The organism is Ensifer adhaerens (assembly GCF_001270265.1).
Classification (GTDB): domain Bacteria; phylum Pseudomonadota; class Alphaproteobacteria; order Rhizobiales; family Rhizobiaceae; genus Ensifer; species Ensifer adhaerens_B.
This window is the reverse complement of record NZ_LGAP01000070.1, coordinates 1-3,839: the sequence shown is the minus strand read 5'-3', so window position 1 is coordinate 3,839 and position 3,839 is coordinate 1. Positions and strand designations below refer to the sequence as shown.

Annotated in this window: 3 protein-coding genes; all 3 read left to right on the top strand. The window is 59.2% G+C overall.

The genetic code is table 11. The annotated features are described in order from the left end of the window. Positions 1-149: 149 nt before the first annotated feature. From AC244_RS34670 to AC244_RS34660, 3 genes are read left to right on the top strand one after another with little or no spacing between them, the layout of a single operon-like run. Complete coding sequence (locus tag AC244_RS34670) at positions 150-1,382, top strand: site-specific integrase (protein WP_053253350.1); 1,233 nt, start codon at positions 150-152, stop codon at positions 1,380-1,382. Further along, entirely contained in the window at positions 1,379-2,746 is a 1,368-nt protein-coding gene (locus AC244_RS34665; RefSeq protein WP_234717136.1) for a tyrosine-type recombinase/integrase, read from the top strand. The genes AC244_RS34670 and AC244_RS34665 overlap by 4 nt, the downstream gene beginning before the upstream one ends. Next, a complete protein-coding gene (locus AC244_RS34660; RefSeq protein WP_053253349.1) occupies positions 2,743-3,747 on the top strand; it encodes a site-specific integrase in 1,005 nt (334 codons plus the stop codon). The genes AC244_RS34665 and AC244_RS34660 overlap by 4 nt, the downstream gene beginning before the upstream one ends. Positions 3,748-3,839 lie beyond the last annotated feature (92 nt).

Sequence of the window (3,839 nt, the reverse complement as noted above, 5' to 3'; positions counted from 1 at the left end):
CTTCAATAATCGTCAGGTGCTCAAAATGCGAAGGAACGCGGTGTGGAGACAGAAAATCCGCGTGTTTTTGGTGCCGACTGACGGCTTTGCTCCGCATTATTTTTTTCCGACGAACCTCTGTGGTCGTTTGACCAACAGAGGAATAATTGATGTTGAAATCTGAACACGAACTGCTCACCGAGCTGAAAGCAGCGCTGACCAACCGCCAATACAGTCCGGTGGCGATCAGAAATTACTGCGCGTATGCGCAGGAATTCCTCGATTATCTCGCGCACCGAGGAATTCCAGTCGCAGACGTGACCGAAGACCTGGTAGAGCGATATCTGCACCATGCGACCGCGCTATTCCACAAGCGTCGCGGACGACGGCCTAGCAAGCGCTGGCACGAAGTCCCGCAGTCTGGGATTCACGCGCTGCTACGGCTTGGGCAGGGTCAGTGGCCGCCTGCTCCCAAAGTAGCCTGCGCCGCTGACGCACTACGGTTTACGATCTGCAACGAGTACGAAACCTGGCTTCGCGAGGAGCGTGGCCTTGCCCAAGCCAGCATAGACGCGTTCTTGTGGGAAGCCCGCTACTTCCTTGCCTGGCAACTCGACCGGAGCGGGGTCGAGGGTCTCAAGGGAATAACCGTCGGCGACATCGACGGCTATATGGACCTGCGTGGCTCGAAGCTGACGCGCAGTTCACTGAAATCCACAGCGGAGCGGCTTCGTTCGCTGCTGCGCTACCTCCACAGGACTGCCCGCGTTGCGGCAGATCTGACGCCACATATCATCTCGCCGCGGCTCTATGCTTATGAAAGGGTGCCGTCGATTCTGGAGCGCGACCAGATCACCGCGGTTCTGGCAAGCACGAGCATGGACACGACGGCCGCCGGTTTGCGGGACCATGCGATATTACAACTCCTCGCCACCTATGGGCTACGTGCGGGCGAAGTGCGTAACATGCGGATCGAAGATATAGACTGGCGGGCCGAAGTCGTTCGTGTCCGTCACAGCAAAACGCAAGCCCACACGCTCCTTCCCTTGATGGAGCCGGTTGGCGAAGCGATCCTTACTTACCTGCGGTCTGGACGGCCCGCGACCGATGCCAGGGAAATCTTCATCCGTACACGCGCGCCCTATCGCAAGCTCGACAAGCTATACAGCCTGGTGCAGCGGAGGCTCCGGGATGCCGGCGTCAAACCCTTGGGCAAGCGCGGGCCTCACATCTTCCGTCACGCTCGTGCGACCGAGTTGCTGCGCGCGGCAGTTCCGAAAAAGGTAATTGGCGATCTGCTAGGACATCGCTCGACGGGGTCGACTGACCCCTACCTCAAGCTTGCCACCGCGGATCTGAGGGCCGTCGCCCTTGATGTGCCGGGAACGGAGGTGCTGGCATGATCTCCCATTGGCCCGATTCCGATCGCACGCGCATTGGCAGCTATGTCGCGAGCCTTGATCTGCGTAATCTCAAAAGCCGTACCTGCTATCAACAGGTACTGCATAGCTTCCAGGATATTGTTGAACGGCATGGGATGCTCGATCGACAAGCGCTGCAGGCCTGGCTACGAGAATTAACGTCTCGCTGGGCGACATCCACGCTCCTGCATCGCACCCGCATCATCGACCGGTTCCTCGATCACCTCCTGGCAACCGGTGCGATCGATCACAATCCTGTCGAAGCTCTGCGTGTGGCGTGTCATATAAAGCAGAGCATGCCGATCTGGCGCGCGTTGATATCGTGTAATCCAGAACAGGCTCTTGCCGGACTGCGCCAGCCCAGACCGTTCGGCAGCGTGCTGGGCGAGGTTATGGCTGAGCATGTCGCCATGATGCGCCGTAGGGGATACAAATATACTTCGCAACGAGTGCGGCTTTTGCAGTTCGACCGGTTCCTGCAAATGAACCCGCAACTGGAAACCGAGACGCTGAGCGTCATGATCGATCGATGGGCGGCCACCAAAGGCACGCGTAACCATGCATATGAGCGCGAAAATCTTGAGCGCCTCTTCGCAAAAATCCAGCGACGGCGCGATCCGTCAGCTCCTCAGCGTCGACCGGATCCGAGACCCCAAAAGGAGGTCCGCAAGCAGTGGCGAAAGCCTCATATCTACTCTCCTGTCGACGTGCGGCGAATGCTCGACATTGCCCGTTCGTATCCCTCGCCGCGGGCAACACTTCGTCCGTTAAGCGTCTACACCATGCTGTTGCTGGCCTACTGTGCGGGTCTGCGGCGGGGAGAGTTGGCCAGGCTGGATCTTGGTGACGTTAATCCCGGTGACGGCACCATCACGGTTCGGCAGACCAAGTTCTTCAAGACCCGAATTCTGCCACTTCCCGACGGTGTAATGACCGAACTCCGAGCCTACATCACTGCGCGGCGTCAGGTCGGCGCGTCGCAGGATCCGCACTCTGCCCTGTTCTGGAACGTCCAGCGCAGATCCCGCTACACGCCCGAAATGGTCACTTGGTTGCTCACAGACGTCGTACGTCGTGCCGGGTTGAAGCCACTGCAAGGGCAGCTCGGGCCACGCGTTCATGATCTTCGGCACTCGATGGTCGTGAACCGTATCCTTGAATGGTACCGTCTGGGGATCAACCCGCAGGATCGACTGCCGTTCCTCGCGACCTACCTCGGCCATCGGGATATCAACTCAACTCTGGTCTACATCACCGTCACGCAGGATCTGCTGCATCTCGCAAACGAGCGGTTCAGGGCCGTGGGCGCGCCATGCCTCAGTCTCGAACGGGAGGTGCGGTCATGAGCAAAGCCAATCCGTTCCCGGAACTGATGCGCGCGTTCTTTTACGAATGGCTTGTCGAGCAACGCAATGCGTCCGTCAACACGGTCCGCTCCTACCGCGACACCTGGCGGCTGTTCCTCCGGTTCGTCGCTGACCGCGCGAAAAAGAAAGTTGCTATAATCTCGTTGGCCGATCTGACTGCCGCGCAGGTCGCTGCGTTCCTGAGGCACGCCGAGCACGACCGTGGCGGCACGATCGGTACCCGCAATTGCCGGCTTGCCGCAATCCGCAGCTTCTTCAACTTCGTGGCGACCAAGGATCCTGCCTCGATCGCGCAGTGCGTCGAAATCCTCAACATCCCGATCAAGCGGGCGCCGATATCTGAGCCTTGCTATCTGGATCCGCCGGAAGTGGCAGCGATCCTTGCCCAGCCAGACCAGTCAACGCTCGAAGGCATGCGCGACCATGCACTGTTGTCGTTCCTCTACAATAGCGGGGCGCGAATACAGGAGGCACTCGATATGTGCCCCGAGGCAATCCGGTTCGATAGCCCGAGTTGCGTTCGGCTTATGGGCAAGGGCCGAAAAGAGCGTATCTGCCCGCTTTGGCCGGAAACCGTGATATTGTTGAAAAAGCTGCTTGAGCGGCAGCCGCGGGCACCAGACCAGCGGCTGTTCGTGAACCGCTACGGAGAGCCGCTCAGCGCCTCGGGCGTTCGGTTCAAGCTTGCCGTCTATGTGAGGGCGGCGGCTGAAACCACGCCGTCGCTGCAAACGAAGCACGTAACGCCGCACAGCTTCCGTCACGCCACCGCCGTCCATCTTGTATCGGCTGGCGTAGACATCACGGTCATCCGCAGTTGGCTTGGGCATGTGAGCCTCGACACCACCAATCACTACGCGAAAGCCAATCTGGAAACAAAGCGAAAGGCGCTGGAACAGATCGCCGCACCGGTGTCGACGGGGCATTTATCATCGTGGAAACGTGATACGAGCCTGCTCGCCTGGCTCGACACGCTCTGAAATAATGCGAAGGAATTTTGCGTGAAAAGGCCGGCAACCGGCGCGGTCCGCGTGCGTTCCTTCGCATTTTGAGCAACTGATGATTATTGAAG

Coding starts and splice junctions, on each gene's coding strand:
- AC244_RS34670 (WP_053253350.1), top strand. CDS start 150: ATGTTGAAATCTGAACACGAACTGCTCACCGAGCTGAAAGCAGCGCTG.
- AC244_RS34665 (WP_234717136.1), top strand. CDS start 1,379: ATGATCTCCCATTGGCCCGATTCCGATCGCACGCGCATTGGCAGCTAT.
- AC244_RS34660 (WP_053253349.1), top strand. CDS start 2,743: ATGAGCAAAGCCAATCCGTTCCCGGAACTGATGCGCGCGTTCTTTTAC.